The organism is Puniceicoccus vermicola, from assembly GCF_014230055.1.
GTDB classification, from domain to species: Bacteria; Verrucomicrobiota; Verrucomicrobiia; order Opitutales; family Puniceicoccaceae; genus Puniceicoccus; species Puniceicoccus vermicola.
The window spans coordinates 17,757-32,189 of sequence record NZ_JACHVA010000092.1 but is presented as its reverse complement, the minus strand read 5'-3'; the positions used below and the strand labels follow the sequence as shown (position 1 = coordinate 32,189).

Below are 14,433 nucleotides of genomic sequence, written 5' to 3'. Positions count from 1 at the left end.
CCATCATTTCCGGGCCACTCATTGCCCGCTGAGCTCATGGACACCGTGAAAATGGACATTCCCAGTGAACTGATTGCCAAGTACAATCGACCAGGTCCTCGCTACACTTCCTACCCGACGGCGATTCATTTCACCGAGGAAGCTTCACCAGAGAATTTGCTGGCCTCCACCCGAGAGTCTACCGGCCCGCTGTCGCTCTACTTCCACCTACCTTTCTGTGAGACGCTCTGTTGGTTTTGTGGGTGTAACACCATCATTACGAAGGATCACGGACGGGTCGGCGATTATCGGAAACTTCTTGAGCGCGAGATGGATCTCTTTGGCGAGATCATTCAGCCCGGCCGGACGGCCCACCAGCTTCACTTTGGCGGAGGGACTCCCAACTTCTTCCCGGCTGACGAAATTGCCCGACTCGGAGAGTCCATCCGGAACCGTTTTTCCTTTGCTGAGGACGCCGAATGCTCAGTGGAACTGGCTCCTGCTCACCTCAGTGAGGATCAGGTCAAAGCGTTTGCTTCCTTTGGGGTGAAACGAGCCTCCTTCGGGGTGCAGGATGTTGATCCGAAGGTGCAGAAGGCGATCCATCGAATCCAGCCGCACGAAATGAATGTCCGGACGATGGACTGGCTGCGAACGAACGGATTTCAATCGGTTAACGTTGATCTCATCTATGGCCTTCCCGGGCAAACCGTAGACTCCTTCCGGAAGACTCTCGAAACGGTCCTCGCCCTCAATCCGGACCGGTTTGCGATCTTCAACTACGCGCACGTGCCATGGATGAAGCCGGCACAACGGATGCTCGAGCGAGCGGGTCTCCCCACTGCTTGGGAAAAGATCGAAATGCTTCGGTTGATTGTCAGCTTCCTCACGGATCACGGCTATCGCTACGTCGGCATGGACCACTTTGCCAAGCCGGATGATGAACTCGTTCGCGCGCAGGAGGAGAAATCGCTTCAGCGTAATTTTCAGGGATACAGCACGAAGGCCGGGCTCGAGATTGCCGCCTTCGGCATCTCCTCGATCTCTCAGACCGACGATGCTTATCGTCAGAACACGAAAGACCTTCTCTCGTATCGACGCTCGTTGGATGAGGGGCAGCTTCCCATCGAGAAAGGCTGTGAGGTCACCCGAGACGACCGCATCCGCCGAGATGCGATCCACCGGATGATGTGTGATCTCGAAATTGATCGCAGCGCCTTCAATCAGGCCTGGGGAATCCAGTTCGACGACTTCTTTGCTGGTGGACTGGCCGGCCTCCAAGAACTGGAGTCCGATGGCCTTCTCGAGGACGACGGCGAAACGGTTGCCGTGACGGAAACCGGGCGCCTTTTCCTTCGCAACATCGCCATGTGTTTTGACGCTGATCGTGAAGAGAAAGAAGGTCGCTACTCCAAGACCGTATAGACTTCATGAATTCTCCCCAAGACCCTCGCACTGCTTTCCTAGAGAGCGCGTCCAAAGCTGGATGGGAGATTGTTTTTGAGGATGAAAACGGATTTCAGCTGAAAAGAGGGAAACGCTATTCGAGCCCCTACGCTTCCTGCGGGTTAATTCTCTTCATCTTGGGAATCGGAGTCGTGATCTTGATTTTTGGCTTCATCGATTACCTCTCACGTAAGGACGAGCTTGTCTACATTACGAAAGATAAAGCCTTTCACGGCAATGATGCCTTGGTCAGCGTCACGACTTCTCCCTAATCTTATTTTTAATTCCGATGCTTGGCAGCTCTGAACAAACCCATTGAGGCGTCATATGATCAGGAACTCCAATGCATGCGATCCGGTCGATCAAACGAGTTTATCGTGCAGGCGTCACCGGATCGATTTCCCGACGAGAAGTTAGGTTGATTCGATGTTTCTAAAGTTCGTAGTTGCCCTCCTTCTCGTTTTTGGCGCCTACATGGCTTGGCAGGAATTTGGTGACCCCTATGCGGATCCCGGGGAGTATTTGAATACGGAACCCGCGCAACGCCTTACGCTCGCTCCGCCGAAAACCGTTAGCGGATATAAGCTCTTCCCCGTCGCGTGGTATCAGTTGGATGCGAGAGTTGTTGCGGCAAAGCTATACGACGAAGAACTATCGCCCATCGATCTAGGTGTTGTCTGGGGCAAGATGGCAGAGGATCAGCACGCCAACCGGATGCATTTTACCCACGGGAACCGATGGCTGGATTACACCGGCAACAGTGGATTGGACCGCAACACAACGAATTGGAGTATCGCCAACGTTCACATCATTCCTGCCGACCCAAAGGTTCGAAAAATCGTTACGTCCGCCAAGCCAGGTGATTTCATCTCTTTGCAAGGAAGTCTCGTCCAAGCATTTGGTGACAAGGGCGCTTGGTCCTCGTCACTCTCCCGCAAGGATCAAGGAGACGGGGCCTGCGAGGTGCTCTACGTGACGAAGGCGACCTTTTTCGACCCCAAGACCTTGGCACCGGCTACCCCCAAAAAACAGCAAACGGTGAAAGAAAATTCTTGGAGTCAAAGAACACCGGAACGTTCCCCCTCTCCTTACATACACAGGCCGCGGCAACCGACCCCGCGTCCTGAATATCCCAAAGAATTTACGTTGGTCCGGGAACTCGAAATCCCCATCGATGCAGGCAGTGTATTGATTCCGGAGGGAAATGTGATCACACTTTTGGAGAAATCAGGGGATCGCTTTCGTGTCGAATATGCTAAGTTTGAATTCTGGATCACGCAGGATACTCTCTCTCCCGAACCTGACGCACCGTAGCGCCCCACTCCCATCGGTTTTCAAAAAAAAAGAACCACAACGATAAACGAATCGACTTTATTCCATCGCAACCTATTTAAATGCGCATCATTACACCAAATCGAATTGTCCTCGGAGGATGTTTTTTGGCTTTCGGTGCCTCGTTTTTGAATACGGGCTTTCTGCTCTCGGCAGGAGCCTCCGTGAGCCACCTTACTGGAGACATCGCAAGGATTGGATCGGGGCTCTCGCATGTCACCAACTCTGAAAACGATTTGCTCATCAAGGTCACGTTGGCCTCACTCGGTTTCATCTTGGGTGCGACCGCCTCTGGCTTTCTGCTGCATCATCCAACACTTGAGTTCAATCGGCCTTATGGGCGGACTCTCTCGGTATTGGGCCTCTTATTGATTGCTGGCCACTATCTACTTCCCCATGCCCCGCTGCTCTCGATCTTGATCGCGAGTGGGGTCTGCGGAGCTCAGAATGCTCTGGCCAATCGCTATCGAGGTGTCGCTCTGCGAACGACCCATTTGACAGGACTTTTTACCGATTTCGGAATCCATCTCGGGATGAAGTTGCGGGGCCATGACATCGCCGCGTGGAAACTCTTAATTCCCTTCTTCATCACGTTTGCGTTTCTTTCCGGGGCAATCCTTAGCAGCGCCCTGTATTTCCACGGGCGGGCTAATTGGATGCTGCTGGCCGGCCTCGGATATCTCGCAGGAGGGTGCTTTTGGAGTATCTACAAGAGAACCGGGAAAGGTCGGATAAATCCTCCCCAGAGTTATTGAGCCGGTCAGGAGAAGAGGTTTTTCTGAAAACCTTCCGGCATCGGGAGGCCAATAGTTTGCCAGCCCTTTGCGGTGAGCATCCGACCTTGAGCGGTGCGCTGGAGGTAGCCTTCCTGGATCAGGAAAGGTTCGTGGACATCCTCAAGGGTTTGGACTTCCTCCCCGACTCCGACAGCAAGGGACTTGAGACCAACGGGACCGCCTCGATAATTTTCGGCGATGAAACGCAGTAACCGCTTGTCCATTTCATCGAGGCCGTTGTTGTCGATCTCGAGCATCTCCAGAGCGGCGGCGGCCGTCTTTCGGTCGAGATGTCCTTCCGAGCGCTCCTGGGCGAAGTCGCGGGCGAAAAGGATGAGATTGTTGAGGATGCGCGGGGTGCCGCGGGCTCGTGAAGCGATTTCGAGTAACCCATCGGTCTCGGCTTCCATCTCAAGCAGCCGACAGGACCGTTGGGCAATGGTCAGCAGATCCTTGCGGTCATAGTATTCGAGACGGGACTGGAGGGTGAATCGATTGCGCAGCGGCGCGGTCAACAACCCGACCCGTGTGGTGGCTCCGACTAGACAAAACCGCGGCAGGGAGAGGCGCACCGTTCGGGCGTTCGGTCCCTGATCGATCAGGATGTCGATGTAGAAGTCCTCGATGGCGGTGTAGAGGTATTCCTCCACCGTTTTGGGAATGCGGTGGATTTCGTCGATGAAGAGAATCTCACCCTCCTCCAGGGAGGTGAGGACACCCGCCAGATCGCTGGGCTTATCGATAACCGGGCCGGAGATCACGCGGACCCCTACCCCCATCTCGGACCCAAGAATGTGGGCCAGCGTGGTCTTGCCCAATCCCGGGGGACCGCTCAGGAGAACATGGTTGAGCGAATCGCCGCGGGTCTTGGCCGCCCGGGCCATGACCTGCAGCCGCTCCACCGTCTTCCGCTGGCCAGTGAACGCTGAGAAATCTCCCGGACGCAGGCGGTTTGCCTGCTCCAAGGGTTCCTCGGTACTGGCCGAGCGGAGGTAATCGGCTCCATTCTGGCCCGGAATGTCCATTCCTGACTATGCGTCGCGCCGCTGCCTATTGGCAAGCTTCGCATTCTTCGCCATTCATCATGGCTTCGAGGCTGCAAGCGGCTTTCTCTTCGGCGGTGAATTCCTTCTTCCCTGCGTGGCCACGGACTTCCTTCTTCACGCTCACGGTTGCCTTTTCAATGTTGGAGGCACCGAGGGAGCGGAGGTAGTAAGTCGTCTTCAAGCCCTTGCGCCAAGCGGCCCGGTACATGTGAGACAGAGTCTTCAGGTCCGGCGAAGCGAGGAAGAGATTCACGGATTGAGACTGGTCGATCCACTTTTGGCGGCGGGCTGCAGCGTCGATGAAGGCCTGGTACGGAACTCCGAAGGCCGTCTTGAAGAGAGACTGGAGGTCGTCCGGCATGCCGTCGACTGAGGCGAGCTCACCGTCGAAGTACTTGAGTTGATCGCGAGTTTCCTTGTTCCAGAGTCCGCGGTCCTTGAGCGCCCGGACGAGAGCGCCGTTGAGCACGACGAAGTCACCGGAGAGGTTGCTCTTCACGAAGAGATTCTTGTAGGTCGGCTCGATGCAGGGAGAAGTTCCCATGATGTTCGAGATCGTCGCCGTCGGGGCGATGGCCAGAACGTTGCTGTTCCGCATGCCCTGTTTGGCGATCTTCTCACGCAATGGCTTCCAATCGAGACGGCCCCCATGAGGGATGTCGAGCTCGATGCCACGCTCTTCTTCGAGGAGCTTGAGGGTGTCCTGCGGGAGGAGGCCCCGGTCCCACTTCGAACCCTTGAAGGTCGAGTAGGTGCCCCGCTCTGCTGCGAGATCACTCGAAGCTTCGTAGGCGTAGAAGGCGATGGCCTCCATGAACTCGTCGTTGAATTCAATGGCCTCTTGGGATTCGAAGGGCTGGTTCCGCTTGAAGAGAGCATTCTGCAGCCCCATGATCCCGAGACCGATCGGACGGTGCCGGCGGTTGGAGGTCTCGGCGGCCTTCGTCGGATAGAAGTTGATGTCGATGACGTTGTCGAGGGCCCGGACCGCAGTGCGCACGGTATCGCGTAGTTTCTCGAGGTCGAGGTTGCCGTCGTCATCAAGATGGGAGTCTAGAACGACCGAGCCGAGGTTGCAGACGGCGGTCTCGTCCTCACTGGTGTTCAGTGTGATCTCGGTGCAAAGGTTGCTCGAGTGGATGACTCCGACGTGGTCCTGAGGGCTCCGGATGTTGCAAGGATCCTTGAAGGTGATCCAAGGGTGACCGGTTTCGAAGAGCATCTTGAGCATGCGCTTCCAGACTTCAATCGCCTCGACCTTCGTTCCGCTGATCTCTCCGGCCTCAGCCATCCGCTCATACTGGACGTAGCGTTCTTCGAATGCCTTGCCGTAGAGGTCGTGCAGTTCGGGAACTTCGTTGGACTGGAAAAAGGTCCAAGTGCCCCGCTCTTCCATGCGCTTCATGAAGAGGTCGGGAATCCAGTTTGCGGTGTTCATGTCGTGGGTGCGGCGACGGTCGTCTCCCACGTTCTTGCGCAATTCGATAAAGTCAAAAAGGTCGTTGTGCCAGGTCTCGAGATAGGCGCAACCGGATCCGCGACGCTTTCCGCCTTGGTTGACCGCGACCAATTGGTCGTTGTGGAGCTTGAGAAACGGGATGACTCCTTGGCTCTCGCCATTGGTTCCCTTGATGTAGCTTCCGGTTCCGCGAACGGAAGTCCAACTGCCACCGAGTCCACCAGCCCACTTCGAGAGGAAAGCGTTCTCAGCGATCCCCCGCATCATGATCGACTCAATGCTGTCATCGACCTTGTAGAGATAGCAGGAGGAGAGCTGAGAGTGCAGGGTACCGGAGTTGAACAGCGTCGGTGTCGAGGAGCAGAAGCGGCGGTTCTTATAGAGGCCGTAGAGCTCAATGATCCGAGGCTCACGGGAATCCTCTTCGCCGATGAAGAGACCCATCGCCACACGCATCCAGAAGAATTGCGGAGTTTCCAAACGGGCCTTCTTCGCGGCCTTTTTGTCGATGATCAGGTAGCGATCATAGAGCGTTTGCACGCCGAGATAATCGAAGTCCATGTCCGCCGAGGGATCGAGAGCCGCGCCGAGGGTTTCGACATCGTACTCGAGAAGCTTCGGGTTGAGGCGTTCGATCTCGACACCGCGTCTCAGGTAGCGGCGGAATGCCTTGACGTGAGCTTCCTTGAGGGCGGTGATCCCGTCCTTAACGATGTCCCACTGGAGAACTTCTTCGTAAATGTAGGTGAGGAGAATTCGGCCCGCAAAACGGGAGAAGTCGGCATCCCGCTCGATCATCGACTTGGCGTTGAGGATGATCGTCTTGCGGAGATCGGCTTCCTTCATTTCCGGATAAACCGAGCGGCGCAGTTCGGTTTCGATTTCCTCCGCATCGAGGCCGAGGTCCAATCCGATCATTCCAAATTCGATCCGCTTTTTGAGGTCGAGGCCGTCCCAGAAGAAGGAATCTCCGTCCTCCTTGCGGACGACGATCATCGCGTCCTGCTTTTCGTCAGTTGCCTCGGTGCTGTTTTCCTCCACACGCTGACGAGCGCGGTAGGCGCGGTACAGGATGTAGGCCTCAGCCACCTTGAAGTGTCCTTGGCGCATCAGTTCTTCCTGGACGATGTCCTGAACGTCTTCGATGTTCACAAACGCCTGACCCAGAGCGAGAATCCGCTCGGTGACCCCGCGGGAAACATCGACTGCGGAGTCGGAATCGAGCTCAAGCGAGAGAAAGGATTTGCGGACCGCGACTTCGATCTTGTTGCGGTTCCAAGGTACTACTTGCCCATTGCGACGGATGAGGCGAAGCCGTGCCAATTCGGGAGAAAACTCCTCATCCGAACCATTGCCGTGATCATCGTGGTGGACGATGCGGGAGAACACGAAACTCTTTGCCACATCGTGGGCTTCGAGCTCAATGAGGGCCTTCTCGACGAGAAGGGAAACATCGTTGGGCGAAAGTGCCAGTTTGCGACCGGCTGCAGACTGCAGCTGAAGGCGCTCTCCCACTTCCTTGGCAACAAGGGCGACAAAGTTCTTATTCTTGTCTGTGAAGATATCCTCTTCCTGGCGGGATAGGAGGAGATTGGTCAGAGCCTCCCCTACCCAATCGGCGATTTCGGCCAAATTGAAGTCACGGAGGTCGGCGCCATCCTGGATTTTGACGGCGGGACGCAAATCGCTATCGTCGGGCACGAGGGCGCGCCAGTCATAGCGAGGTTTTTCTTCAAGCGGAGCACGGGCGAAACGCTTGAGTTCTTTGTCTTCTTCGATGGTGATGCGGGAGATCATGGTCTGTGGAGGAGCGGGAGGGACGGATTAGAGTTCGTCGTCGTCGACGGCGGAGAGGGAAGAGGATTTTTGGTATTCGGTGACGCGGCCTTCGAAGAAGTTTTGCTCCTTCTGAATGTCCATCATTTCGGCGAGCCAAGGGAAAGGATTCTGAATGCCGGGATTGAGCGGGTCGAGGCCTACCCCTTCGAGGCGGCGGTCGGCAATGTAGTCGATGTACTGCAGGAATTCCTCAGAACTCAGGCCCAGAGCGTTCACCGGGAGGCAATCGCGGATGAACTCTTTCTCGAGATCGACCGCTTCAGTCATCAGATCGACCATCTCTTGCTTGAACTCTTTGGTCCAGACTTCCGGATTCTCGTCCACCAAGTCCATGAGCAGATTGCGGCAAAGCTCGATGTGGTTCGACTCATCGCGCAGTGTGTAGCGGAACATCTGCCCGATGCCGGGGAACTTGTTCTGGCGGTAGAGGCTGAGAATCATGCCGAAGAGCCCGTAGAACTGGGTTCCTTCCATGCACTGCCCGAAGACAAATAGGTTTTTCGCGAAGAGCTGCTTGTTTTCGATCTGGTGCAGGTCGAGGTCACGACGGAGACCGAGAGAGGTCTTGGTGACGAACTCGTTTTTCTTCCGAATGGTGTCGATCTGCTCGAACATGGCCTCGCACTCGTGCGGGTTCACTCCGAGGGAGCTAATCATGTACAGGAGGCTGTCGGCGTGGATATTCTCTTCGTGGGCGTGACGACCGAGAACCAGCTTCAGCTCGGGAGCGGTGACCAACTCGCGAACGACGTGAATGATGTTGTCCCCCACGATCCCCTCGGCGGCGGAGAAATAGCCGAGGCCCATCATGATAATCCAGCGATCAACTTCGGAGAGTTCACTTGAGGAACGCCATTGTTCGACGTCCTTCTGCATCGGAATATCTTCCGGCTCCCAATGGTTCGCCTTCATCGTCCGGTAGAGATCATAAGCCCAACTGTACTTCAACGGGAGGAGGTTGAAGGTCATGGTCTCGCGGCCGAGAATGATCTTCTTGGCTGCAAATGCTTCTTCTGCCTTGTCTTTATCGAGAACAAAGGTGCGATCGCCGATGGTGTAAGAGGATTCCATTTTGTGAGAGTATCTTGTCGTATTTTGCGGTTGGAAAGAAAAGGCGAAGGCTACCTTGCTGGGCCCCGCTGATTGCCGGCAGTTTCACTGCACACCGCCGGCGACCGCTGCGAAAAATACACATACGGACACTGATGGTGATTTCGAAGGAAAACGGCCAGAGTGTTATGAATCACAAGGATTCCTTATGGTCAGTCAAACACTAAATACAGGAAATCATTGGAGAATGACCCCAATATGTAGTGGTCGGCCATTTTAGAGCGAAAAAAATCGCTTGAATGGAAATGTCTTCGATTCGGGAACAAATCGGCCTCAAAAGGCAGTTTTGAAACCCGAAATCCACTATCTCCAAGTCGGACAATTTCGCAACCGCGCATCGCCCTGAAGGGCAAATTATTTCCTCCCCAAATCCATCGAATCAGACGAAGTACCCCATTCGAGGCGTCTTGTCGCCGAGTCCCTGAATTTTCAAAAAAATCACTCTTGAATTTCGATTTCGCCCCTTCGGGCAACTCGCCGCTCCAAAAGTGGGACAATTCGGGTCGATTCCTTGGTCGTCAGTCGCATGATTTCAGTCGGGGAAATCGTCGCCATAAAAACAGGCCCCAGACAGCGACCAGAACCCCTCCGCTTCCAATGGAAGCACCTCCCCTGCTTACAGGGGAGGAGTCTTAACCTCCGGTCCACATAATATCCCATCCATCACCACTCCAAAACTCCCCTCCTACGAGTAGGATATCCTTGCACAAGCCTATGGCTCAGGACGGTCTCGAAAGCGCAAGAACATGGGAGCGCGGAATTCACTCCGCCCCGTGTGCCACTCAGGCCTTTCGCCTTAGATTCTGAGGAAAACTTTTCATGCGCAGCCAATCTGACGGGGCGGAATGAATTCTGCGCTCCATTTTAGGCATACTCCAACAGGACAATTCGAAGATCTTACAGGAAAACGCTAGCCTAGGAATTTGTGCGTAAGGATATGCCTTGTAACAGGGGAGGAGTCTTTCTGTAATTTTCTGACTCCCCTCCTACGAAGTAGGAGGGGGGGGACCCCCGACTATGTCGGGGGTGGAGTGGCTCCCATTCCATACAACCTCTTAAACCAGTGCCATTCCGGTCGAAATCGCTGCGACCGACGATGACGAGGAGTGGAGAAAAATAATTTGGGAGGAAAACGAGTTCGAATTTCTTACGTTTCCTATTCCTTCGATTTTCTTCTCGAACGTTTCCAAGGCTACCGTGATGCTATCCGGCTTCGTATATGCTGCAGATTTCCGGACTATCCAAGGCCTTCGGGCCACAAACGCTTTTTGAAAACGTCTCCTTACGCCTTGAACAGGGAGAGCGGGTGGCGCTGGTCGGACCCAACGGAGCGGGAAAGACTACCCTATTCTCAATGATTCTCGGCGATGCCGAGCCTGACGAAGGAATCGTAGAGCTGGAGAAAAATGCCCGGGTCGGCCATTTGCCGCAGGAAACCGCACCCGTCGGCGATGAAACCGTTATCGAGATCGCCGCCGGAGTGACTCCGGAGCACGCCGATCTACGAAAAAAGATTGGAGATTTCGAGCGCGCCGGGGAGGAAAGCGACGCCTATTACGAAGCGGTAGCTCGCTACACCGAAATTGGTGGATTTGAGATCGAGCCCCGGGCCAAACGGATTCTAGCCGGTCTCTCCTTCCGGGAAAACGATCTCGACCAACCGGCCCGCACTCTGAGCGGAGGCTGGATCATGCGGGCGCATCTAGCCCGACTTCTGACGGCAGAGCCAGAATTGCTCATGCTCGACGAGCCGACCAATCACTTGGATCTGGAGTCGCTCCAGTGGTTTCAAAATCACCTGAAGGGATATCGAGGCTCTCTCCTCTTGATCAGTCACGACCGGGCTTTTCTCAATGACGTGATCAGCGGCATTCTTGAGGTCCGGCACCACCGGATCCATTCCTATAAAGGTAATTACGATGACTACCTGGAGGAAGCGGCTGCCCGCGATGCTCAGCAGTTAGCCGCTCACCGCTCGCAGGAGCGGAAAATCGCCCAACTGGAACGGTTTGTCGAAAGATTCGGGGCCAAGGCCACCAAGGCCGCCCAGGCGAAGTCCAAGCAAAAGCAGATCGATCGCATGGAGCGCATCGAGGCCCCGCAATCCGCAGAAAAGACCATCCACGTCAAATTTCCCCAGCCCTCCCCCAGCGGCCAAAAGGTGATCACCCTGGAAGAACTCCATTTCGCCTATGACACGAAGCCCATCTATCAAGGAATCGACCTCAACGTTCAAAAAGGAGAACGGATGGTGTTGGTCGGTCCGAACGGAGCTGGCAAGTCGACTCTCCTCAAGCTGCTTGCAGGGGTTCTCACACCCACCCAGGGGGAGCGTATTCTCGGGCACAATACGAAGGTCGGATACTTTTCTCAGAGCCGTATCGAGATGTTGGATCCGCAGCGTACCGTGCTCGAGGAAGTGCAGAGTATCCGGAAGCCGGTCGGAGAAGCGATGGCGCGGACGGTCCTCGGATCCTTCCTCTTCCGTGGCGAGGCCGTCTTTAAAAAGGTTTCTGTTCTCTCCGGCGGAGAAAAGAGTCGATTGGGGCTGGTGAAACTCCTGCTCGACCCGCCGAATCTTCTCCTCATGGACGAGCCGACGACCCACTTGGATATGGCGAGTATTGATGCCTTAATTCACGCTCTTCAGGATTATCAGGGAACGCTGGTCTTCATCAGTCACGACGTCTATTTCATCCGCCAGATGGCGCGCACGGTTCTACGGGTCAGCAGTGGGAAGTTGACTCCCTTTGCTGGCGACTATGACTATTATCTGCGAAAATCGGGAGCCGAGGGTGAGCGGGCCGGTCTCACTGACTCTGGAGAGATGCAGGATTTTCGTCCTGGAGCCGATTCTTACCGAAAAAAGAGTTCGGAAGCTCCCACGGATTCCAATTCTGGCTTTAAATCCAAAGATCAGAAACGGATTGAGGCCGAACAACGCAAAGCCCGCGCGAAGATTCGAGCTGAGGTCGAAAGGCTGGAACAGAAAATCTGCAAGTTGGAGGAGGAACAGTCACGTCTTTCGCACCAACTGGAGGATCCCCTTCTCTACGAATCCGACCCGGGCAAGGTGATGGAGCTCAATCGTGAGGTTGTCGCCAATAATGAGCGACTCGATGCCCTCAATGAGAAGTGGATGGAGGCAACCGAAAGATACGAAAAAGGATGACTCCCTGAGGAGCCATCCTTTGTGCAGCAATCGTTTTGATTTGCAGAACTATTTCTTCAAATCATCCGGATTGGCGACTCCGATGACCGCCATTCCCACGCGCGGACCGGCAGCGCCAGTTGGCTGAGAAGTCAGGTCGTCGGCTCCTTGGTGAACAATCAAACCACGACCAAGGATTGAATTGGCCCCCTGAATCGAAAGTTTGGTGTCGATGAATGAAAATTCAGCAACTCCGTCTTTGTTGGCAGTGATATTGCCGAGGTCGCCCACGTGGCGGTGCTTGGCGTCGGGCCCCGCGTGCGGCTGATGATGGGGATTGAAGTGGCCTCCAGCCGAAGTGCCGTCGGCTGCGGTGATGTCGCCGTACTGGTGAACATGGAAGCCATGATTTCCTGGAGAAAGTCCTTTAATCGTTCCCCATACCTTCAATCCATCAGCAGACTTTGCAAAATAGACGGTGCCAGAAGTATCATTACCGGCTGTTGGAGTTACTACCGCGACCAGCAACTTAACGTTTCCGGCATCACTATCCGAGGCGTCGCCATGGTTGTCATGGGAATCCGCACTCTCATCGGAAGTCGCCTCTTTGGAAGCGACTTCGCCGTCACTGTTATTGGCGAGGAGACCTTCGAGGTTCAACTTGCTGTGATGCTTAATCGATTGCGGCCCCGGGCCATTGACACCCGCGGTAGCAAAAGATGCCCCGAAGAGGCAGAGCACCGCGAGTAAGGAGGAGGTTATCAGTTTTGAGGAGTTCATGTTCGATAGGATATCCACGAAGGGCGAACCCTGTCAAATGAGGTGGGTGGAAAAAGGAGCGATGGAGGTCTCGGAACCCGCCAGATAATTTTTTGTCTTTTGGTGACGCTCGCTTCGCGATTCGGGGCTTTTATCTCGGCAAACGAACAATTCGCCGCCCTGCGTTTTTGATGGAGAAATAAAAAGCCCCCGGTTTCCCGGGGGCTTGAAAGAGTCAGCCATGGAAGAAAATTAGGCTGCGCTGACCTTCGGCAGTTGGCCGGGGACATCCACCGAGTGAACGTCTTTCCGCTTCACGCGACGCAGACGAGAGCGGCGACGCAGCATGCGGTCCAGCTTGTCCACCATCCGATCAATGGAATTGTACATATTTTCGGAGGCTTCTGTAGTAATGAGAGGCTTATCGTTGATTTCGATATGGCCTTTCGCAATCTGCTCGTCCTGTCCCGTCACATTCTTATTGTAGGATAATTCAACCCGTAGACGAATGATCTGCTCCTCGTGATCGAACAATTTCTCGACCTTACGATGGACTGCGTCTTTCATCGCATCGGTGAGTTCAATGTTGCGACCGGTGACAATGACATCATGTTGCTTCATGCGTATTCCTCTTGTTTTTTGGTTTCTTGTTGCGAAGGCATTTCCTGAGGAAACACCCAAAAATTCTCAGCGCCTAAAATGAAAAAATCCGTCTCAAACATTCTTCTGTCTGTCGATCGAATCGTCATTACCGGTGGTTCTTCTGGCATAGGCGCCGCTTTACTGCAGCAACTCGGAACGTTATCCCCAGATTTTAAATTTTGCAACCTTTCTCGGTCTTCTGCAGAAAATTCTTCGCTCTCCGATCGGCTTATTTCGATCCCCTGTGATCTCTCCGACGAGGAATCTTCTCAAAGGGCATTGGAGGAGTGTCGGGAATGGCTAAAGCGAGAAGATCGTGGAGGAAAAATCCTCTTAATTAATAATAGTGGCTTTGGCGGCTATGGGGTTTTTCCCGCCCCCTCGACTGAGCGAAACTTGTCGATGATCGACGTCAACGTTGCTGGCCCTCTCCGCGTCACCGGTTTTCTTGCTGAGGAGTTAAAAAAAAGTAAAGGGGCTGTCATCAATATTGCCTCGACGGCCTCCTTTCAGCCGACCCCGTATCTATCGACTTACGGCGCGACCAAAGCCTTTTTGATGCACTGGAGTTTGGGGCTGGCCCAAGAGTGGAAAGCTGACGGGGTCCAGGTCCTGTGTGTCTGTCCTGGTCCGACAGAAACCGCATTTTTCAAAGAAGCGGGATTTAAGGACGCACCCCTGAAAAAGGGCTCCGGCCAAACTGCAGATGAGGTCGCCGAAATCACCCTCAAAGCGTTCTCTAAAGGGAAGAGCCTGGTGACTTGTGGAGTGGCGAATAAAATCGTGGCAGCGGCAGCGGGAAAGCTTCCAAAAACTTGGGTTACCTGGATTGCCGCGACAATCATGCGTCGTCTCCGCCTCGAGCGATACCAAGACTAGTCGGCCGAGAATTTC

The 14,433-nt window shown here is 54.6% G+C and carries 11 protein-coding genes; 6 read left to right on the top strand and 5 right to left on the bottom strand.

Annotated features, from left to right (window positions below; genetic code table 11):
* The first annotated feature begins 36 nt into the window (after positions 1–36).
* The 4 genes from hemN (at position 37) to H5P30_RS11835 (ending at position 3,512) form a co-directional block, all read left to right on the top strand.
* Positions 37–1,404, top strand: a complete 1,368-nt coding sequence (hemN, locus tag H5P30_RS11850; RefSeq protein WP_185693155.1) for an oxygen-independent coproporphyrinogen III oxidase — start codon at positions 37–39, stop codon at positions 1,402–1,404.
* A gap of 5 nt (positions 1,405–1,409) precedes the next feature.
* Positions 1,410–1,697 (top strand): hypothetical protein, encoded by a 288-nt coding sequence (locus H5P30_RS11845; protein ID WP_185693154.1) that lies wholly within the window; start codon positions 1,410–1,412, stop codon positions 1,695–1,697.
* A gap of 154 nt (positions 1,698–1,851) precedes the next feature.
* Positions 1,852–2,739: a hypothetical protein gene (locus H5P30_RS11840; protein WP_185693153.1), complete on the top strand. Its 888-nt coding sequence runs from the start codon at positions 1,852–1,854 to the stop codon at positions 2,737–2,739.
* 80 nt (positions 2,740–2,819) lie between these two features.
* Positions 2,820–3,512: a YoaK family protein gene (locus tag H5P30_RS11835; RefSeq protein WP_185693152.1), complete on the top strand. Its 693-nt coding sequence runs from the start codon at positions 2,820–2,822 to the stop codon at positions 3,510–3,512.
* A 5-nt stretch (positions 3,513–3,517) separates the two neighbouring features.
* Here the strand turns inward: H5P30_RS11835 and ruvB are convergent, their stop codons facing one another.
* The 3 genes from ruvB to H5P30_RS11820 are packed head-to-tail and all read right to left on the bottom strand — an operon-like array spanning position 3,518 to position 8,948.
* Positions 3,518–4,558, bottom strand: coding sequence for a Holliday junction branch migration DNA helicase RuvB (gene ruvB, locus H5P30_RS11830; RefSeq protein ID WP_185693151.1), 1,041 nt, complete (start codon positions 4,556–4,558; stop codon positions 3,518–3,520).
* 25 nt (positions 4,559–4,583) lie between these two features.
* Positions 4,584–7,835 carry a ribonucleoside-diphosphate reductase subunit alpha gene (locus H5P30_RS11825; RefSeq protein WP_185693150.1) on the bottom strand — a complete coding sequence of 1,084 codons (3,252 nt, stop codon included), beginning with the start codon at positions 7,833–7,835 and terminating at the stop codon, positions 4,584–4,586.
* Between the two features lie 27 nt (positions 7,836–7,862).
* Positions 7,863–8,948, bottom strand: coding sequence for a ribonucleotide-diphosphate reductase subunit beta (locus tag H5P30_RS11820; protein ID WP_185693149.1), 1,086 nt, complete (start codon positions 8,946–8,948; stop codon positions 7,863–7,865).
* 1,258 nt (positions 8,949–10,206) lie between these two features.
* On the opposite strand from H5P30_RS11820, the gene H5P30_RS11815 reads away from it, so the two are divergent.
* A complete protein-coding gene (locus H5P30_RS11815) occupies positions 10,207–12,159 on the top strand; it encodes an ABC-F family ATP-binding cassette domain-containing protein (protein ID WP_185693148.1) in 1,953 nt (650 codons plus the stop codon).
* A 48-nt stretch (positions 12,160–12,207) separates the two neighbouring features.
* On the opposite strand, the gene H5P30_RS11810 is transcribed toward H5P30_RS11815, so the two are convergent.
* Both H5P30_RS11810 and hpf read right to left on the bottom strand, forming a co-directional pair.
* On the bottom strand, positions 12,208–12,918 hold the full coding sequence (locus H5P30_RS11810; RefSeq protein ID WP_185693147.1) for a superoxide dismutase family protein: 711 nt from the start codon (positions 12,916–12,918) through the stop codon (positions 12,208–12,210).
* Positions 12,919–13,149: 231 nt separating this feature from the next.
* Positions 13,150–13,518 carry a ribosome hibernation-promoting factor, HPF/YfiA family gene (gene hpf / locus H5P30_RS11805; RefSeq protein ID WP_185693146.1) on the bottom strand — a complete coding sequence of 123 codons (369 nt, stop codon included), beginning with the start codon at positions 13,516–13,518 and terminating at the stop codon, positions 13,150–13,152.
* A gap of 78 nt (positions 13,519–13,596) precedes the next feature.
* Between hpf and H5P30_RS11800 the strand changes: the two genes are divergently transcribed.
* Positions 13,597–14,418, top strand: coding sequence for an SDR family NAD(P)-dependent oxidoreductase (locus H5P30_RS11800; protein ID WP_185693145.1), 822 nt, complete (start codon positions 13,597–13,599; stop codon positions 14,416–14,418).
* Positions 14,419–14,433 lie beyond the last annotated feature (15 nt).

Coding starts and splice junctions, on each gene's coding strand:
- H5P30_RS11800 (WP_185693145.1), top strand. CDS start 13,597: ATGAAAAAATCCGTCTCAAACATTCTTCTGTCTGTCGATCGAATCGTC.
- ruvB (WP_185693151.1), bottom strand. CDS start 4,558: ATGGACATTCCGGGCCAGAATGGAGCCGATTACCTCCGCTCGGCCAGT.
- H5P30_RS11815 (WP_185693148.1), top strand. CDS start 10,207: ATGCTGCAGATTTCCGGACTATCCAAGGCCTTCGGGCCACAAACGCTT.
- H5P30_RS11820 (WP_185693149.1), bottom strand. CDS start 8,948: ATGGAATCCTCTTACACCATCGGCGATCGCACCTTTGTTCTCGATAAA.
- hemN (WP_185693155.1), top strand. CDS start 37: ATGGACACCGTGAAAATGGACATTCCCAGTGAACTGATTGCCAAGTAC.
- H5P30_RS11840 (WP_185693153.1), top strand. CDS start 1,852: ATGTTTCTAAAGTTCGTAGTTGCCCTCCTTCTCGTTTTTGGCGCCTAC.
- H5P30_RS11825 (WP_185693150.1), bottom strand. CDS start 7,835: ATGATCTCCCGCATCACCATCGAAGAAGACAAAGAACTCAAGCGTTTC.
- H5P30_RS11810 (WP_185693147.1), bottom strand. CDS start 12,918: ATGAACTCCTCAAAACTGATAACCTCCTCCTTACTCGCGGTGCTCTGC.
- H5P30_RS11835 (WP_185693152.1), top strand. CDS start 2,820: ATGCGCATCATTACACCAAATCGAATTGTCCTCGGAGGATGTTTTTTG.
- H5P30_RS11845 (WP_185693154.1), top strand. CDS start 1,410: ATGAATTCTCCCCAAGACCCTCGCACTGCTTTCCTAGAGAGCGCGTCC.
- hpf (WP_185693146.1), bottom strand. CDS start 13,518: ATGAAGCAACATGATGTCATTGTCACCGGTCGCAACATTGAACTCACC.